The organism is Actinoplanes sp. CA-030573 (assembly GCF_050951115.1).
In the GTDB taxonomy this organism is placed as follows: domain Bacteria; phylum Actinomycetota; class Actinomycetes; order Mycobacteriales; family Micromonosporaceae; genus Actinoplanes.
The window spans coordinates 9544224-9559348 of sequence record NZ_CP192038.1 but is presented as its reverse complement, the minus strand read 5'-3'; the positions used below and the strand labels follow the sequence as shown (position 1 = coordinate 9559348).

Genomic DNA, 15125 nt, shown 5'->3' with positions numbered 1-15125 from the left:
TCTAGAGCCTGGCCAGATCGGGCTGGATCTGGGCGACCTCGGCGACCCGGGGCGCGCGGCGGACGATGGTGCCGCCCCGGTCGACCAGGACCGCCGCCGCCGTGCCGTCGGGCTTGCCGACCTTGAGCTGGCTGCGCACGTTGCCGCTCGGATCTTTCAGCAGGCGTACGGTCTTGCCCTGCGCCTGCGGTGTCGCGCCGGTGGGCGGGGTGACGCCGGTGCTGACGCCGGCCGTGGCGGCCGAGACGGTCACCACGGCGATCTCGGGCCGCACCGCGGCGATCGTGTCGGACACCAGACCGGCGCAGTCGCAGCCGTCGATCATCAGGATCACAGCCGGTAGCCGCCCCCGCAGCGACACGTTCTGCCCGTCGGGGCCGAGCAGCTCGAGCGCGGGGAGCGTCTCGGCGTGCTCCTCGGTCGTGCCGGCGGTGCGCTGGGTCGCGGGCTGGCGGGGCGGGCCGGGCCATGCGGACGCGACCAGGCTGGCGATCGTGACCAGCACCGCCATCGAGATGATCAAGACGGGTGCGCGGACGCCGGCGTTGATGATCTTGCGCAGGCGGCGGGCGGCCGGCCGGTTGACGAAGCGGCGCCAGCGGGACGGCCGGGCGGCGACGCGCAGCTCGGCGCGGATGGCCTCGACCTCGTCGGAGAGCTCGGACAGATCGTCCGGAATGACGATGACGCCCCACTCTTCCGGGAGGTCGGGCAGGTCGTCGGGCGAGCCGTTGTCGGACGACCATCCGCCGTTGTCGCTCGGACCTGCCATGACTCACCTTCCCCCCTGGCCGACCCTGTGAATCTTCGGTCGGGGAACCTGACGTCCAGCCTTCCTTAACCTTCGCTCGACCGCCAGTAGTGCGTGCTTCCGGACCTTAGCGATAAGCTTGACCTCGCAAACGGTGTAGGTGCGAAATATCCGACTCGCTGGGCAAAGCGGTCACTCTTTCGTCACATTCCGTTACTGAGGCAGCTCCGGACGCTCCTGTCAAGCCGTAGAAAGGCCCGTCACAAGGCCCCTGAGCTGCACTAACAGTCACGGCCAGGGTGGGACATAGCTGCCTGAGCGTGTTACCCTAGACACAGCGAAAGGGGCTTCGAACCTATGGTTTTCAGTGTCGGCGAGACCGTTGTTTACCCCCACCACGGGGCCGCACTCATCGAGGCAATCGAAACTCGGGTCATCAAGGGCGAGGAAAAGCAGTATCTCGTTCTGCGTGTCGCCCAGGGTGATCTGACCGTTCGGGTGCCCGCTGAGAACGCCGAGATCGTCGGCGTGCGTGAAGTGGTCGGCGAGGAAGGCCTGGGCAAGGTCTTCGACGTCCTCCGCGCCCCGCACACCGAGGAGCCGACCAACTGGTCGCGGCGTTACAAGGCCAATCTCGAGAAGCTGGCCTCCGGTAACCCCCTCAAGGTTGCCGAGGTTGTTCGTGACCTCTGGCGGCGCGAGCGCGAGCGTGGTCTCTCGGCCGGAGAGAAGCGCATGCTGGCGAAGGCCCGCGACATTCTGGTCGGTGAGGTTGCTCTCGCGGAGAAGAGCACCAAGGACGAGGCCGAGGTTCTGCTCGACAAGGTCCTCACCGAGGCCTGATCTGCACAACCAAAAATCTCTGCACAGGACCGCGACGTGACCGCGCAGCTCAATGCTCGGGGTGACGTCGCGGTCCTTGTTCCGGCCGCGGGCGCCGGCCTGCGGCTCGGCCCGGGCGGTCCCAAGGCGCTGCGACTGCTCGGCGGGGAACCGCTGCTCGTGCACGCGATCCGCCGGGTCGCCGCCGCGAGCTCGGTGCGCCAGATCGTGGTGGCCGCACCGGCCACCGAGGTCGAGGCCGTCCGGGAGCTGCTGGCCCCGGTGGCGCCGGTGATCGTGGTGGCCGGTGGGGCCGAGCGGCAGGAGTCCGTCTCCCTCGCCCTGGCCGCGGTCCCGGCCGAGATCGGCATCGTGCTCGTGCACGACGCGGCGCGCGCGCTCACGCCGCCGCAGCTGATCGAGTCGGTGGCCGCCGCCGTGCGCGAGGGCCACCCGGCGGTGATCCCGGTGCTGCCGGTGGTCGACACGATCAAAGAGGTCGGCCCGGGCGAGGTCGTGCTCGGCACCGTCGACCGATCGGTCCTCCGCAGCGTGCAGACGCCGCAGGGCTTCCGGCACGAGGTGCTGGCGGCCGCGCACGCCGGGGCGGCCGGGGCCCTCACCGACGACGCCGGCCTGGTGGAGAAGGCGGGGCTGCCGGTCACCTGCGTCCCCGGCTCCGAGCTGGCCATGAAGATCACGCGCCCGCTCGACCTGATCCTGGCCGAGGCCCTGCTGCCTCTAGGCTGACGTTCGTGATCAGTCAGCGGGTCGGCATCGGCACCGACGTGCACGCGTTCGCTCCCGGCCGCCCTTGCTGGGTGGCCGGCCTGCTCTGGCCGGACGAGACCGGGCTGGCCGGGCACTCCGACGCCGACGTCGCCGCCCACGCCGCCTGCGACGCCCTCTTCGGCGCGGCCGGGCTCGGCGACCTGGGCAGCAACTTCGGGACGAGCCGGCCGGAGTGGGCCGGTGCGTCGGGCGCGGCGCTGCTGACCGAGACCGCGCGCCTGCTGCGGGCCGCCTCCTTCGAGATCGTCAACGTCTCGATCCAGGTCATCGGCAACCATCCCAAGATCGGCAAGCGGCGGGACGAGGCGCAGCGCGTGCTCTCCGCGGCCGTCGGGGCGCCGGTCACCGTCTCCGGCACGACCTCCGACGGGCTCGGCCTCACCGGGCGCGGGGAGGGGCTGGCCGCGACGGCCGTCGCGCTGGTGTGCAAGATCGAGGCATGACTGTCTCGCTTCCGGACACCGTCCGCCGCCTCCTCGACTCGACCACGTTCGCCGTCATCACCACGATCAACGCGGACGGCAGCCCGCAGTCCACCGTCGTCTGGGTCAAGCGGGACGGCGACGACGTCCTGTTCTCGACGATCCGGGGGCGGCGCAAGACCCGGAACATGGAGCGCGACCCGCGGGTGTCGCTCTGCGCGTACGACCCGGCCGACCCGTACTTCTACTTCACTGTCGAGGGCACGGTCACGTTGGTCGAGGAGGGCGGCGACGAGCTGATCGACGAGCTGAGCCACAAGTACGACGGGAAGCCGTTCACGCCGACGCCGGGCGGCGTGCGAGTGGTCTGCCGGATCACCCCCACCAACGTGATCACCCACTAGCGGCCGGAGTGCGGCGGGCGCATACGCTCGACACGTGGATCCCGACAGCACGCCGGAGGAGTATCGGCAGCGCGCCCTGCTGCTCGCCGACCTCGGCCGCTACGACGAGGCGGCCGGGGAGATCGCGGCCGGCCTCGCAGCGGCGCCGGACGAGCCCAGCCTGCTGGCCACCCTGGCCCGGATCCATCTGGCCGCCGACCAGCCGTCGGAGGCGCTCGCGGCGGCCGAGCGGGCCTTCGCGGCCGCGCCCGAGACGCTGACGACCTTGGTCGTACGCGCGATGGCGCTCGCCGACAGCCGGCGCTACGGCGACGCGGCCCGGGTCGCCACCGACATCCTGCGCCGCTGGCCCGCCGACGCGTACGCCCAGCGCACCGGCGCCGCCCTGCTGAGTGAGTCGCGCAACGGCCAGGAGGCGCTGAACGCCGCGTGGAACGGCGTCCGGGTCGCGCCCGCCGAGCCCGAGGCGCACCTGGTCCTCGCCGTCGTGGCCGCGCGCCTGCGCCTGTTCGAGCTGGCCCAGCGGGCGTACGCGGAAGCCCTCGACCTGGACCCGGCGATCGGTGACGCCCAGAGCGACGTGGGCATCGTCCGCTTCGAACGCCGGCGCTGGGCCCAGGCCCTGGAGGAGCTGGCCGACGAGGCGACGCTGCCGGTCCCACCCGTACCCTCCGACGAGCCGGTCCCCGACGACCCCTACCCGAATCCGTTTCCCCGCCCCTACCAGGCGCCCGACCGTCCCGTCCCCGACGAGCCGCCGTCCCGCACGTCCGCGACCTGGACCGGCGAGCCGGCCGTGAGCCGCCCGCGTGGCCCGGTGCTGGACCTGTCGGCCGAACAGATCGACGCGGTCCGCCGCGGCGTCCGGATCGCCACCAACGCGACCCTGGTCGCCGCCGTGGTCGCGGCCGCGATGACGCTGGCCAGCGACGGCATCTCGCGCATGTGGGCCGGCGTGATCGGCCTGGTGATCCTGGCCGGCGTGACGTTCTGGCTGAACCGCAACGTGCCCGGCTCGCCGGCCGCCGCCCTCACCCACTTGCGGGCGTCGAACCGCCCCTTGGCCGCGGCCGCGTACCTCAGTTTCGCCGCTCCCGTGCTGCTGCCGGTCTACGCGCTGGTCGGCGGGGTGGTCCCGCTGGTGGCCGGTATGGCGCTGGCCGCGGTGGCCGGCTTGTTGGTCCTGCTCCGCCGCTGACGCCGCCCTTCGCTCTGCTCACCCATACGCGCCGCTCGGTCCCGCGCGCCGGCTGCTCCGCGAGTTGCGCAACCTCGACGCGCCTTTGCCCTGCTCGCCGGCGCGCGCCGCTCGCTCCGCACGCCGCTTTGCTCTGCTCACCTATATGCGCCCCTTGCTGCGCTTTGCTCACCAATACGCGCGCCAGTCCCGCTGCGTCCGACCTTCGCGAAGTTGCCGCGCCCCAGCGAGCCCACATTCATCTCCGCCATGCCGCGCGAGCCCCGACTCGTCATCGCCATACCCCGCGAGCGCCGACCCCTTATGGCTGCCCGCGCCGAGCGCCGGCTCATCATCCCGGCGCGGCCCAAACGTCAGCGATCCTGATGACTTCCCGCCGTGACGCTACAGCTACTCATCAAGATCGCCGACCGGGACCGGGAAGCGCACGCCGCGGAGCGGGCGCGTCGCAGCTGGCCGGAGGGCTTACGCACCCCACCCTCGTCACTGGGTGGGGGCAAAATACGGCCTGGGTACGACACTTTCCGCCGACTATCCCCAGCCCGCGCGCCAGAGTGAGCAGAGCTGCACGTCTCACACCCGGCCGCGCGTATTGGTGAGCAGAGCAAAGGGCGCCTCAGTCGGCTATCGGGTCCAGGCGAGCGCCGTCGAGGGTGGCGGGTGGGACGATCATCGGGCGGCGGCCGGCGATGGCCGCTCGCAGCGCCGGCTCGGCGTTCGTGGCGACGCCGAAAGCGTCCAGCGCCAGCAACGCGGCGCCGGCTACCGGTGGGGATTCCAGGACCGAGATCTGCACGTACGGGGCCTGGGCGCGCGCGCCCTCGACGATCTGGTTGTGGAGCTGGGGATGGCGGGCCCGTAACACGCCGCCGCCCAGTACCAGGGCGTGCGGCAGCTGCAGCAGGCCCAGCCGGTCGGCGGCCACCCGGTGCTGGGCCAGGATCTCGGCCGCCTGGCGGTCGACCAGGGCCGACGCCACCTCGTCGCCGGTCGCGGCCACCTCGAACAGGACCGGCGCCAGCTCGAAGATCCGGTCCATCGGCAGGTCGCCGAAGTGCAGGGCGATGCTCACGGCCTCGACCGACGGCAGTCCGAAGTGGTCGGCCACGGCCCGGGACAACGCGGTCGGGCGGCCCCGGCCGTCCTCGCCGCGGGCGGCCGACCGCAGGGCGTGGTCGGCCAGGTCGTGCCCGCCGCCCCAGTCGCCGGTGATCGGGCCCAGGGCCAGGAAACGGGACGTGCGGCCGTCGGCGGCACGGCCCACGCAGTTGTTGCCGGCGCCGCAGACGACCACGACCGCGTCGGACATCGCGGTGCCGGCCCGCAGCATCGCGAAGCAGTCGTTGTCGACGATCGTGGTACGCGCCCAGCTTTCGGCCTCGATCGCCTGGTGCAGCCGGGTCACCTCGATCGGCAGGTCGGCCCCGGCCAGGTAGACGGCGATCGCCTCGATCGGGGCGCCGAGCGGCAGGCCGGCGTCCTCGTGCACGGCCCGGATCAGGCGGCCCAGCACCTCGATCGTGCCGGGCAGGCCGACGTTGTGCGGGGACGACGTGCCGCCCCGGACGAACCCGAGGATTGCGCCGGACTCGTCGCCGAGCAGCACGTCCGTCTTCGAGTTTCCCCCGTCGATCGCCAGATAGAGCGCTCTCATCGGGCCCACGCGAGATGGTCTCGGCCGGCCGCGATGAGCTTGTCCGCGAGCGCGTCGGCGTATTCGTGCTGGCCGATCAGCGGGTGGGCGAGCAGGGCACGGTAGACGCGATCACGGCCGCCCTTGATCGCGGCTTCGACGGCCAGTTCCTCGTACCCCCAGACGTGGGTGATGAGTCCGGCCAGGTCGGGCGCGAGCGGGGTGACCGGCAACGGCGCCGGCCCCTCGAGGCCCGCCCGGGCCGAGACCTCGATGACCGCGTGGTCGGGCAGGAAGGGCAGAACGCCGTTGTTGCGCACGTTCACCGAGTGGACCGCGGAGTCGTCGTGCCCGTACAGGGAGGCGAGCAGCCCGACCGCGGCCTCCGAGTAGTAGGCGCCGCCGCGCTCGCCGAGCAGAGCCGGCTTCTCGGTCAGCGTCACGTCGCGGTACATCTCGAGCAGCGTCGCCTCGATCTCGGCGACGCGCTGCCCGCGGGTCGGGGCGCCGAGCGATTCCCGTACGTGCTTGTCGTGGTTGTAGAAGTACGAGAGGTAATAGGAAGGCACGTTGCCAAGCATCTCGACGATCGACAGCGGCACGTCCACCATGTCCGAAATGTCTTGGCCAAACGACGAGATCAGCCCGGGAAGACGATCAACACCGTCCACAAGGGCACGCCGCTCCCACGTCAAGTGGTTCAGGCCGACGTGGTCGAGCACGACCGCGGACGGGTCGACGCCGAGGTAGGCGGCAAACCGGCGCTGAAAACCGATCGCGACGTTGCACAGCCCGACCGCCTTGTGCCCGGCGTCCAGCAGCGCCCGCGTGACGATGCCGACCGGGTTGGTGAAGTCGATGATCCAGGCGCCCGGCTTGGCCCGCTTGCGGATGCGTTCCGCGACGTCGAGCACGACCGGGACCGTACGCAGTGCCTTGCCGAGCCCGCCGGCGCCGGTCGTCTCCTGGCCGACGCAGCCGCACTCGAGCGGGAACGTCTCGTCGCTGATCCGCGCGTCCTGCCCGCCGACCCGCAGCTGGATCACCGCGGCGTCCACATCGGTCACGCCGGCGTCGAGGTCGGAGGTCCAGGTGATCTTGCCGGGGTGGCCGTAGTGATCGAAGATCCGGGCCGCGAACGCGCCGACGATCTCCAGGCGGGACGAGGCCGGATCGATCAGGACCAGCTCGTCGACCATCGACCCGAGCCGCGCGAAGCCGTCCACCAGCTCCGGCGTGTACGTCGAGCCGCCACCGATAACCGCGATTTTCACCCTTTGAACCCCGTCAAGGTAATGCCCTGCACAAATGCACGCTGAGCGAAGAAGAAAATGATGATCAGAGGAGCCATCGCCAGCACCGTTGCCGCCGTGACCAGGTTCCAGTCGACGTGGTGGACGGTCCGGAACGACGCCAGGCCCAGCGTCAGCGTCCACGCCTTCTCGTTCTCGCTCGTGTAGAGCAGCGGCCCGTAGTAGTCGTTCCAGCAGAAGAAGAACTGGAACAGGCCGGCGGCCGCGATGCCCGGCTTGGCCATCGGCAGCACCACGCGCAGCAGCGTCCGCCACTCGCCACAGCCGTCCACCCGGGCCGCGTCCAGATATTCGGACGGGATGGTGAGCAGGAACTGCCGCAGCAGGAAGATGCAGAACGCATCGCCGAACAGCGCCGGAATGATCAGCGGCCACAGCGATCCGGTCAGGTGGTACCGCGCCCACATCAGGTAGAGCGGGACGGTCACCACCTGCGGCGGCAACATCATCACGCAGATGATGACGAGGAAGAGCACGTTGCGGCCGCGAAACTTCAACTTCGCGAGCGCGTACGCCGCCGGCACGCTCGACGCCAGCGTCAGCACCGTGGCCGAGACCGCGTAGATCACGGTGTTCAGCAGGTAGCGCGGCAACGGCGTGGCCTGGAAGACCTTGACGTAGTTCTCCGGGTGCCACGTGTTCGGCCAGTAGTCGCTGGTGAGCGCCTGGTTGCTGGTCATCAGCGAGAGCAGCAGCAGGTAGACGACCGGCGTCACGAACATGATCGCCAGCACGATCCCGATGCTGTGCTTGGCGATCCACGCCAGCCGGTTCTGCCGCCGGATGCGCCGGGCCGGAGCCGGCTCGAGTACCGGCTCGGTAGGGAGAAGTACGGCCGTCACGATTCCTCCCCGGAGAAGGCCTTGGCCCGGCGCATCAGGATGACGGTCACCGCGAAGGCGACCACGAACAGCGCGATGGCCAGCGCGTTCGCGTAGCCGAGCGCGTTGTAGCGGAACCCGACGGTGTAGAGCCAGAGCGGATAGGTGAAGGTCGAGCCCTCCGGGTAGCCGAAGGACTGGGAGATCCCGGCGCCGGTGGTGGCCTGCCCGCTGGCGATCGAGCCGGCCACCGCCGCCTGGTCGAAGTACTGCAACGTGTAGATCACGCCGGTGACCGCCGCGAACAGGATCACCGGCCGGATCGACGGCAGCGTGATCGACCGGAACCGGTGCCAGGCGTTCGCGCCGTCCAGCGACGCCGCCTCGTAGAGGCTCTCGGGAACGCCCAGCACCGCGGCCAGGAAGATCACCATCAGGTCGCCGATGGCCCACAGGCCGAGCAGGACCAGCGACGGCTTCGCCCAGGTGGGGGAGTTGAACCAGAGCGGGCCGTCGATGCCGATCTTCTCCAGGAAGTGGTTCACCGGACCGGTGCCGGGCTTGAGCAGGTAGACGAACGCGATGGTGGCGGCCACCGGCGGCACCAGCGCGGGCAGGTAGAACACCGTACGGAAGAAGCCCGCACCCCGCCGGAACTGGGTGAGCAACATGGACAGCCCGATCGCCCCGACGATGCGGGCCGGGACGAAGACCACCACCATCCACAGCGTGTTCCGGACGGACTGGAGCAGGAACGGGTCGTCCGCCATCCGCTTGTAGTTGTCCAGCCCGACCCACTCCGGCACGGAGAGCAGGTCGAACTTGGTGAACGAGAAGTACACCGCCGAGATCAGCGGGTAGAGGAAGAACACCGCGATGCCGATCAGCGCGGGTGCCAGGAACGACAGGGTCGTCAGGTTCTTGCGGAGGCGGACGGCCGTCATCGCTGCTCAGCCACCCAGCGTCATGACGCTGTTGATCTGCTGGTCCGCCGTCTTCAGGCCGGCGTCCAGGTCCTTCACCTTGCCCGCCTGGTAGTCGGTGAGGAACTTGCCGAACGTCTCCTGGTAGGCCGGGCCCGAGGCGGACGGCGGCGTGGTCGCCGAGTTCGGGTTGTTGAAGATGTCGATGAACGTCTTGAAGTCGGCGTCCGCGTTCAGCGTTGGGTCGGCGATCGCCTTCTGCGTGGTCGGCACGTTCTTGATCAGGTTCGCCAGCTTCGTGACGGCCTGGTCGTTCGTCGTCAGGTACTTGATCAGTTCCCAGGCCGCCTCGGGGTTCTTGGCGTTCTTGGAGATGCCCAGGATGTTGCCGGTCACGTAGCCGCCGCCGTAGCGCGCCGGGTCCGCGGTCGGTATCGGCGCCACGCCGTACTTGAGCTTGGGTGCCTGGTCCTTCAGGAACGCCAGGCGGTACTCGGCGTCCATGTTGATCGCGACCTGGCCCTTCTGGAACGCGTTGTCGGCGCTGAACTCGTCACCGAGCGAGGCCCGGAACTTGTTGAGGTTCTCGTAGCCGTACCAGTCGACGAGGTTCTTCTGCCAGGTCAGCAGCGTCTTCCAGTTCGGGTCGGTGCCGACCGCCGACTTGCCGTCCTCGGTCAGCCACTTGGCGCCGGTGGCCGGGGCCAGGTGTGCCGCCGCGTTCTCGTAGAAGTCGTACAGCGGAAGGAAGCCGACCGTCTTCAGCGAGCCGTCGGGGTTCTTGACCGTCAGCTTCTTGGCGTCCTCGGTGAGCTCGTCGAGGGTCTTCGGTGGCCCGGCGATGCCCGCCTTGGCGAACATGTCCTTGTTGTAGTACATGCCGTAGGCGTCGGCGAGGAACGGCATGGCGCAGCGCTTGCCGCCGAACTCGGTGTACTGCCGGGTGGTGGCGTTGAGCTGGTTGAGGTCGGTCTTGTCGCGATTGATGTACGGCGTGAGGTCGACCCAAGCGCCCGACGAGCAGAACTTGCCCACGATGTCGGTGGAGTAGGACAGCCCGACGTCGGGCCCGTTGCCGGCGCCGATGGCCTGGGTGACCTTCGAGTCGTCCTGCCCGGGCTTGACCGTCACCTTGATGTTCGGGTGGGTCGACTGGAAGTCCTTGATCACCTGGTCGATGGCGGCGGCCTCGCGCTCGGTGAAGAAGTGCCAGAGCTCGACGGTCCCGGAGACCTGCGTCCCGGGATCAGCGATCTTCGTCTCCTCCTTGGGCGCGGGAGTGCACGCGGTGGTCAGCAAAACGGCGGTACCGAGGGCAAAAAGGGCAGGGGGTATCCGTTTGTTCACTTCGGCCTCTCAACTGGCTCAGTGCAGCGGGGGGATCAGCTGTCGCGAATTGCGGTGATCAGGGCTTCCCGGACGGCGGTGAGCCCGGCGTCGAGGGCGCCGAGCAGAACCGCGTCGTCGTCGATGGTGGTGACCGCGATCGAGCTCTCCAGCGGCGCGGTGCGGCGGGCGGCGGCGGTCACCGCGGTCAGCAGCGTGTCGCCGCCGGCCTGGGCGATCGGGCCGGCGAGCACCACGAGGTAGGGGTCGAGCACGGCGGTGACCGCGGCCAGGCCGACCGCGATGCGATCGGCCAATGCGGTTAGGAACTCGCTCGACGGGGCAGCCGCCGACGCGGCGGCACGCACCACGTCGGCCGGCGTGTCCCCGGTGATGCCGTTGTCGGCGGCCAGCTCGAGGATGGCCGCGCCGCCGAACAGGTCCTGCAGGTCGAGCTTGCGCTGGCTCGACTCGGGTGAGTAGAGCGGCATGTAGCCGATCTCGCCGGCGCCGCCGCGGGCGCCGCGGATCAGCGAGCCGGCGATGTCGATGGCGAGACCGAGGCCGTCCTGGCCGATCCAGAGCAGCGCGAAGCCGTCCGCGTCCCGGCCGGTGCCGCGCCGGCGCTCGGCCACGGCGGCCAGGTTCACGTCGTTGTCGACACCGATGTGCGTGCCGAGCGCCGCGGCGATCTCCGGCACCAGGCCGGTACGGCCGAAGCCGGGCACGTCCACGTGGCGGATGGTCTCGGTGCGCGCGTCGTACGAGCCGGGGACGCCGAGCTGCACGTGCCGGATCCGATCGGCCGGGACGCCGGCCTCGTCGCGCAGCCGGGCAACCACGTCGACCAGCGCGTCGGCCGGCTGGGTGGCCAGGAAGTCGACGCGGGACTCGAAGCGGGCCCGCACCGAGCCGGTCAGGTCGCAGAGCGCGGCGGTGACCGACGGCGTGCCGCTGGTGCCGATGTCGCGCACCGAGACCGCCGCCGCGTACGCCGCGTCGGGGTTGGCCGCGTAGATCTCCGCGTTCGGCCCCGGCCGGCCGCTGTTGTGGCCGACCACGTTGACCAGGCCCGCGTCGGTGAGCCGGCGCAGCACCTCGGAGATCGTCGGAGTTGAGAGCGCGGTCAGCTTGCGCAGGTCGGACCGGGTCAGCATGCCCGGGTCGAGCAGGTGCGCGAGCGCCGCGCTCTCGTTCATGGCGCGGAGCAGCTTGGACGAGCCGGCCAGACGCGTCAACAGGGCTCCCGGTGGTGATTGGCAAACTGACTAACAGTTGCCTCGGACGGTAGGCATGGGCCCCGCCTGTGTCAAGGCCCACCTCGGCAGCCTAGACCTCGTCATTGACAGGGATTGATAAACCTCTTTAACAGTTGTAGCGTCTCGACCCATCGCGCGCGCCATCCCCGTAATCCCCCTCTCGAGGAGCGCTATGAAACGCGTGAGGAGACTCGCGTACGCCTCACTGGGCCTGGTCGTCCCCGCCGCAGCCGTCGTCTACGGTCTGCTCCCGGCCAGCGCCGCCACCGCCGGACCGATCACCGGGCTCGGTGGCAAGTGCATCGACGTCGCCGGCGGTTCGTCCGTCAACGGCGCCGCCGTCCAGCTCTACGACTGCAACGGCAGCTCGGCCCAGCAATGGACGGTCGGGAACGCGGACGGGTCGATTCGTGCGCTGGGCAGATGCCTGGACGTCACGAGCGGCTCGACGACGAACGGAGCCAAGATTCAGCTCTACGACTGCAATGCGACCGGCGCCCAGAAATGGACCGTCTCGAACGGCGCGCTGGTCAACTCCGGGTCGGGCAAATGCCTGGACGTGACCGGCAAGAGCTCGGCGAACGGCACCCGGCTGCAGATCTGGACGTGCACCAACGCGGCCAACCAGACTTGGGCCATGCCCGGCGGAACCCCTCCCACGACCCCGGCCACCTCTGCCCCTTCGGGCAAGAACCTGGACGATCCGGCGAAGAAGGAGGTCGCCATGCAGCTCGTCTCGGCGGCCGAGAACTCGTCGCTCGACTGGCGGGCGCAGTTCGCGTACATCGAGGACATCGGCGACGGACGCGGCTACACCGCCGGGATCATCGGCTTCTGCTCCGGTACGGGCGACATGCTCGAGCTGGTGCAGGCGTATACCGCCACGAAGCCGTCCAATGTGCTCGCCAAGTACCTGCCGGCGCTGCGCAACGTCAACGGCAGCGACTCGCACAGCGGCCTCGACCCGAACTTCACCCGCGACTGGAAGACCGCGGCCGCCGACCCGGTGTTCCAGGCCGCCCAGGAGACCGAGCGCGACCGCGTCTACTTCACGCCGTCGGTGCGGGACGGCAAGGCGGACGGCGTCCGGGCGCTGGGCCAGTTCGCCTACTACGACGCCTCGGTCATGCACGGCTACGAGGGCATGCGTGCCATCCGCAGCCGGGCGCTGGCCAAGGCGAAGCCGCCGTCCCAGGGCGGCGACGAGAAGGCCTGGCTAAACGTGTTCCTGAACGAGCGCGTGGTCGAGATGAAGAAGGAGGAGGCCCACTCGGACACGTCCCGGGTGGACACCGCGCAGCGGGTCTTCCTGAACAACGGCAACTTCGATCTGAACACACCGCTCGACTTCAAGGTGTACGGCGAGAGCTTCCACATCGGCTGAGCGTCGGTGCCCGGGACCGGTCGCCGGTCCCGGGTACCTTGTCGAGCATGGTCGATCTCCTGCTGGCCGGCGCCGCGGTCGTGCTGCTCGTGATCGTCACCGTCGTACTGATGCGACGGGAGCGGCTCGGCCGCGGTTGGCTGGCGGGCGCGATCGCGCTCATCGTGCTGGCGGCGGGGACGTTTGCGGTGGCGCTTTACCGCTCTCAAGCCGATAAATCCGATAAGTCGAACGGCCTGGGGTTGCCGGCAGCATCGGCGCCGAGCGTGGCATCAAGCTGCGGGCCGGCCGCAACGGGCGGTGGCGCGACGGGCGGCGACGCGAGCTGTCAGCCGCCCGCGGGTGACCCGGACGTGGCGGTGAGCGGAGGAGCGACGAGCGGGCCGGCGTCCAGCGCGCCGGCGGCGGCCGGTGGGCCGACATCCGCCGGTGGCGGGGCGACGCCGAGGTCAGGTGCGACGGTTGTCAAGGTGCAGGTGCCGATGGGCACGGGCGACAAACTGCCCCAAGGCGCGCTCTGGCTCGACCCGCCACGGCGCGGCACCGACGCGTACACCGGGGACGTCTCGCTGATGTGCGTGAGCCCGGGCAAGAGCGAGCACGAGCAGAACTGCGCCGGCGCCGACGAGCGGACTTGGGTGATCCAGCCGATCGCGCACCGGGTCACGCTCGGCTTCTCCAACGGCGACCCGTTCATCGCGGCGGCGGCCTGTGAACCGGCCAACGGCGTCAGTTTCGTCGACGACTATTACCAGCTGGAGGCGGACCGGCGGTACTGCCTGCGAAAGAAGGGCGACACCCACACGTACGCGCTGCGGGTGTTGACCTTTCCGAAGGAGAAGCCCGTGCCGGCCCGCCTCACCGTGGAAGTCGCTGTGCTGGATTAGGCGTTGCGGTTCCAGGTCCAGGCGTAACCGGTGTCCTCGACCGCGAGCGCCGCCTCGCACAGGTCCAGCGGGCGGAACGTGTCGACCATGACCGCCAGCTCGTCGAACGCCTCGACGCCCAGGGCCCGCTCGACCGCGCCGGGCTGGGGGCCGTGGGTGAAGCCGCTCGGGTGCAGCGAGATCGACCCCTGCTCGATGCCCGAGCCGCGCCGCGCCTCGTAGTTGCCGCCGGTGTAGAAGAGCACCTCGTCCGAGTCGACGTTGTGGTGGTTGTACGGCACCGGAATGGCCAGCGGGTGGTAGTCGACCTTGCGCGGGACGAACGAGCAGACCACGAAGTTGGGCCCCTCGAACGTCTGGTGCACGGGCGGCGGCTGGTGCACCCGCCCGGTGATCGGCTCGAAGTCGTGGATCGAGAACGCCCACGGGTAGAGGCAGCCGTCCCAGCCGACCACGTCGAACGGGTGATGCGCGTACACGTGCCGGGTCCACCCCGCCCGGTGCTTCACGAAAACCTCGACGTCGGTCCCGTCGACCAGCAGCGGCTCGCCGGGGCCGCGTTGATCGCGCTCGCAGTACGGCGAGTGCTCGAGGAACTGGCCGCGCACCGAGAGATAGCGCCGCGGCGGCCCGATGTGCCCGGTGGCCTCGATCGTCAGCATCCGCACCGGGCCGTTCTGCGGCACGATCCGGTGGATGACCGAGGTGGGAATGATCACGTAGTCGCCGGTGCCGGCCTCGAGCCGGCCGAACGTCGACTCGATGATCGCGGTGCCCTCCTCGATGTAGAGGCACTCGTCGCCGACGGCGTCGCGGTAGAGCGGGGACGGCCGGTCGGCGACCACGTACCCGATCCGGACGTCGTTGTTGGCCAGCAGCGGGCGCCGCCCGAGCACCGCGTCGGCCGGACCGGCGTCGAGCTTGTGCGTGCGCAGGTGACGGGGCTTGAGCGGCAGGTTGGCCGTCTGCGCCGAGGGCGGCGGCGTGAAGGCGTCGGCCGACACGATCGCGGTCGGCGCGTGCCGGTGATAGAGCAGGGACGAATCGGAGGAGAACCCCTCCTGTCCCATCAGTTCCTCGGCGTACAGACCGCCATCGGGGCGCCGGAACTGAGTGTGCCGTTTGTGTGGCACCTCGCCGACGCTGCGGTAGTACGGCATCGTTGCCTCCCACCCGGTGAAACCGACATA

15 protein-coding genes are annotated in these 15125 nt (G+C 70.0%); 7 read left to right on the top strand and 8 right to left on the bottom strand.

Annotation, left to right across the window (positions count from 1 at the left end; translation table 11 throughout):
- Position 1: 1 nt before the first annotated feature.
- Positions 2–772, bottom strand: a complete 771-nt coding sequence (locus ACQP2F_RS44360; RefSeq protein ID WP_433298763.1) for a hypothetical protein — start codon at positions 770–772, stop codon at positions 2–4.
- Positions 773–1108: 336 nt separating this feature from the next.
- Here ACQP2F_RS44360 and ACQP2F_RS44355 point away from each other — a divergent pair, with 336 nt between their 5' ends.
- The 5 genes from ACQP2F_RS44355 to ACQP2F_RS44335 are packed head-to-tail and all read left to right on the top strand — an operon-like array spanning position 1109 to position 4389.
- The gene (locus ACQP2F_RS44355; RefSeq protein ID WP_030443670.1) at positions 1109–1594 is read left to right on the top strand and encodes a CarD family transcriptional regulator; all 486 of its coding nucleotides are present in this window, start codon (positions 1109–1111) and stop codon (positions 1592–1594) included.
- Positions 1595–1630: 36 nt separating this feature from the next.
- The gene (ispD, locus tag ACQP2F_RS44350) at positions 1631–2323 is read left to right on the top strand and encodes a 2-C-methyl-D-erythritol 4-phosphate cytidylyltransferase (protein WP_433298760.1); all 693 of its coding nucleotides are present in this window, start codon (positions 1631–1633) and stop codon (positions 2321–2323) included.
- A 5-nt stretch (positions 2324–2328) separates the two neighbouring features.
- Positions 2329–2808: a 2-C-methyl-D-erythritol 2,4-cyclodiphosphate synthase gene (gene ispF / locus ACQP2F_RS44345; RefSeq protein WP_433298758.1), complete on the top strand. Its 480-nt coding sequence runs from the start codon at positions 2329–2331 to the stop codon at positions 2806–2808.
- A complete protein-coding gene (locus tag ACQP2F_RS44340) occupies positions 2805–3191 on the top strand; it encodes a PPOX class F420-dependent oxidoreductase (protein ID WP_433298756.1) in 387 nt (128 codons plus the stop codon). The genes ispF and ACQP2F_RS44340 overlap by 4 nt, the downstream gene beginning before the upstream one ends.
- Before the next feature lie 34 nt (positions 3192–3225).
- The gene (locus tag ACQP2F_RS44335; RefSeq protein ID WP_433298754.1) at positions 3226–4389 is read left to right on the top strand and encodes a hypothetical protein; all 1164 of its coding nucleotides are present in this window, start codon (positions 3226–3228) and stop codon (positions 4387–4389) included.
- A 616-nt stretch (positions 4390–5005) separates the two neighbouring features.
- Here the strand turns inward: ACQP2F_RS44335 and ACQP2F_RS44330 are convergent.
- The 6 genes from ACQP2F_RS44330 to ACQP2F_RS44305 form a co-directional block, all read right to left on the bottom strand.
- On the bottom strand, positions 5006–6043 hold the full coding sequence (locus tag ACQP2F_RS44330) for an N-acetylglucosamine kinase (protein ID WP_433298752.1): 1038 nt from the start codon (positions 6041–6043) through the stop codon (positions 5006–5008).
- Entirely contained in the window at positions 6040–7296 is a 1257-nt protein-coding gene (locus tag ACQP2F_RS44325) for a 6-phospho-beta-glucosidase (RefSeq protein WP_433298750.1), read from the bottom strand. The genes ACQP2F_RS44330 and ACQP2F_RS44325 overlap by 4 nt, the downstream gene beginning before the upstream one ends.
- The gene (locus ACQP2F_RS44320) at positions 7293–8177 is read right to left on the bottom strand and encodes a carbohydrate ABC transporter permease (protein WP_433298748.1); all 885 of its coding nucleotides are present in this window, start codon (positions 8175–8177) and stop codon (positions 7293–7295) included. Before ACQP2F_RS44320 ends, ACQP2F_RS44325 begins: the two co-directional genes overlap by 4 nt.
- Positions 8174–9100 (bottom strand): carbohydrate ABC transporter permease, encoded by a 927-nt coding sequence (locus ACQP2F_RS44315; protein WP_433298746.1) that lies wholly within the window; start codon positions 9098–9100, stop codon positions 8174–8176. The genes ACQP2F_RS44320 and ACQP2F_RS44315 overlap by 4 nt, the downstream gene beginning before the upstream one ends.
- Positions 9101–9106: 6 nt before the next feature.
- On the bottom strand, positions 9107–10378 hold the full coding sequence (locus ACQP2F_RS44310; protein ID WP_433298744.1) for an ABC transporter substrate-binding protein: 1272 nt from the start codon (positions 10376–10378) through the stop codon (positions 9107–9109).
- Between the two features lie 83 nt (positions 10379–10461).
- On the bottom strand, positions 10462–11643 hold the full coding sequence (locus ACQP2F_RS44305; RefSeq protein ID WP_433298742.1) for an ROK family transcriptional regulator: 1182 nt from the start codon (positions 11641–11643) through the stop codon (positions 10462–10464).
- 193 nt (positions 11644–11836) lie between these two features.
- On the opposite strand from ACQP2F_RS44305, the gene ACQP2F_RS44300 reads away from it, so the two are divergent.
- A complete protein-coding gene (locus tag ACQP2F_RS44300; protein WP_433298740.1) occupies positions 11837–13048 on the top strand; it encodes a chitosanase in 1212 nt (403 codons plus the stop codon).
- 47 nt (positions 13049–13095) lie between these two features.
- Positions 13096–13935: a hypothetical protein gene (locus tag ACQP2F_RS44295; RefSeq protein ID WP_433298738.1), complete on the top strand. Its 840-nt coding sequence runs from the start codon at positions 13096–13098 to the stop codon at positions 13933–13935.
- Here the strand turns inward: ACQP2F_RS44295 and ACQP2F_RS44290 are convergent.
- On the bottom strand, positions 13932–15095 hold the full coding sequence (locus tag ACQP2F_RS44290) for a homogentisate 1,2-dioxygenase (protein ID WP_433298736.1): 1164 nt from the start codon (positions 15093–15095) through the stop codon (positions 13932–13934). The genes ACQP2F_RS44295 and ACQP2F_RS44290 overlap by 4 nt on opposite strands.
- Between the last annotated feature and the right edge of the window lie 30 nt (positions 15096–15125).

Excerpts from the sequence above, each read along its gene's own strand:
- ACQP2F_RS44360 (WP_433298763.1), bottom strand. The coding sequence starts at position 772 with ATGGCAGGTCCGAGCGACAACGGCGGATGGTCGTCCGACAACGGCTCG.
- ACQP2F_RS44355 (WP_030443670.1), top strand. The coding sequence starts at position 1,109 with ATGGTTTTCAGTGTCGGCGAGACCGTTGTTTACCCCCACCACGGGGCC.
- ACQP2F_RS44340 (WP_433298756.1), top strand. The coding sequence starts at position 2,805 with ATGACTGTCTCGCTTCCGGACACCGTCCGCCGCCTCCTCGACTCGACC.
- ACQP2F_RS44330 (WP_433298752.1), bottom strand. The coding sequence starts at position 6,043 with ATGAGAGCGCTCTATCTGGCGATCGACGGGGGAAACTCGAAGACGGAC.
- ACQP2F_RS44315 (WP_433298746.1), bottom strand. The coding sequence starts at position 9,100 with ATGACGGCCGTCCGCCTCCGCAAGAACCTGACGACCCTGTCGTTCCTG.
- ACQP2F_RS44300 (WP_433298740.1), top strand. The coding sequence starts at position 11,837 with ATGAAACGCGTGAGGAGACTCGCGTACGCCTCACTGGGCCTGGTCGTC.
- ACQP2F_RS44295 (WP_433298738.1), top strand. The coding sequence starts at position 13,096 with ATGGTCGATCTCCTGCTGGCCGGCGCCGCGGTCGTGCTGCTCGTGATC.
- ACQP2F_RS44290 (WP_433298736.1), bottom strand. The coding sequence starts at position 15,095 with ATGCCGTACTACCGCAGCGTCGGCGAGGTGCCACACAAACGGCACACT.